This is a genomic window from Sarcina sp. DSM 11001, from assembly GCF_900101015.1.
Taxonomy (GTDB): Bacteria; Bacillota; Clostridia; order Lachnospirales; family Lachnospiraceae; genus CAG-791.
In genome coordinates this window covers 1-1,677 of the sequence record NZ_FNFZ01000068.1, presented here as the reverse complement: position 1 = coordinate 1,677, position 1,677 = coordinate 1, and the positions used below count along the sequence as shown (strand labels likewise).

Here is a 1,677-nt window from a genome sequence, read left to right as displayed (position 1 = left end):
CCTGAATTATTCATGGACACCAACGCAAGACCATGCCCCGTGTCTGGTGCCTGATTTTTACCAGTTATCTCTGAGGAATCCCAGCTACCGCTTGAAAAAGGGCATACTTCCCCTACAAATATCAAGGGATTCCTGCGAGATTGTCAATGTTTCTTATTGCATCATATCAGGGATGCAGAAGTGGCGGCCACTATACTGCTGCTGGTTTCAAGCCCCTGATATTTGCAAGTGTTTGGTAGTATTCCTTTTTATAAGGACAGCTGCTGCAAAGTTTAAAAATCGTGTATCGCGCCGAATGTACAGCTTTGGCGGCAACCTTCAGCATTTTCAGCCGGATGGTATCAACTGTCTGCTTTCTCATATTCGCAGCCAGTGCCAGACGTCTGAACCAGTTGAAGAGATTATATGCCATTGCATGGACACGAAGGCGGTTTGCGTTAACGATTTTCGAATGGTTGCTGACAGAGGAAAAATCAAATCCGCTTTTTCCTTCTTTGATGAAGTTCTCCATTTTGCCGCGGCCGCAATAGAAACGGATCACCTGCCAGGGTTCCATTTCCATTGTAGTGACGACGAAGGTAAACAGGTGTACAAACTGGTTTGCTGGTTTTTCAACCTTGAAGACGACTCTCCTCGGATGTGACCAGCTTCCGGCCTGGTACAGAAATTCCCCGTATTCAACGGCATAGTCGACCTGATTATCTTTTGTTGCTCTGGACAGGGCTTCGTCTTCACCCGCTGCCAGTTTTCGCAGCGTTGCATTGTCTTTGAGCCGTATGGCATATTTACAATCGTTTTCCTCACAGGCTTCGTATAGAGCAGGGGAGGCAAATCCGCTGTCTCCGCGAAGGTAGAGAGGAAGAGACGGATACTTCGTTCGATATTCCTGCATCAGCGGGATCATAAAGAGGTCAGATTCCTTGCTGCAGTACTGCGTCCCGTCACGGAGTTCCACTTTCAGCAGATCTCCAGTCAGTCCGTCAAAGCAGAGGAGCGGATGATATCCGTGTGCCTGGTAATGGTAGTTGAAGCCTTCTCCTTCCTGCCTGCCGTAGGTGTTGAGGAGTGTGGAATCAAGGTCAAACAGCATATGTTCCGGATGCTTTATAGAGTATACGATCTCCCGCATTTTAGAATCGATAGCATCAAACTGGGAAATGGTATCTTCATCCATGCGGTTAAAGAACCGGGACAAGGTCGGCTGAGATGCCAGCGCTTCCTTTTCGAGGACTGCAGTAAGGACAGGGTCATTTGTCAGCTCGTCGGAGCAGTCATCTTCGAAATATGCCGCAATGATCTGATAGATCATCTGCATGAGGTTATCTGCATCCGTATGCCGCCTGAACACGGCAGAGTCATTTGTGTGGAACAGTTTTTTTACCAGTTTGACAAGTCCGATTTTGCAGGCAAACTCCTTGATGAGCAGGAGCCCGGCATCTGAAGAAAGGTCGCCACCGTTGAAATTGATTTTGATTTGCTTATTGCTTTCAAGCGAAATGGTGTTAGAATAAGTCACAGGAACCTCCTTCTTGGTTTTTTATTGGCTTGAGCACCTTTATCTTACCAAGAATCAGGTTCTTTTTCTATTCACTTTATAGGTGAAAGCAAATATTGCAGTAAACACAGCAACTATGCGGCTTTTAGCCGCTATCACCGCATAGCGGTGAATAATTCAGG

Annotated in this window: 1 protein-coding gene; it reads right to left on the bottom strand. The window is 46.8% G+C overall.

The window, feature by feature from the left end:
* Nucleotides 1–190: 190 nt before the first annotated feature.
* Complete coding sequence (locus BLT02_RS16640) at nt 191–1,516, bottom strand: IS1380 family transposase (protein WP_092998160.1); 1,326 nt, start codon at nt 1,514–1,516, stop codon at nt 191–193.
* Nucleotides 1,517–1,677: the final 161 nt, after the last annotated feature.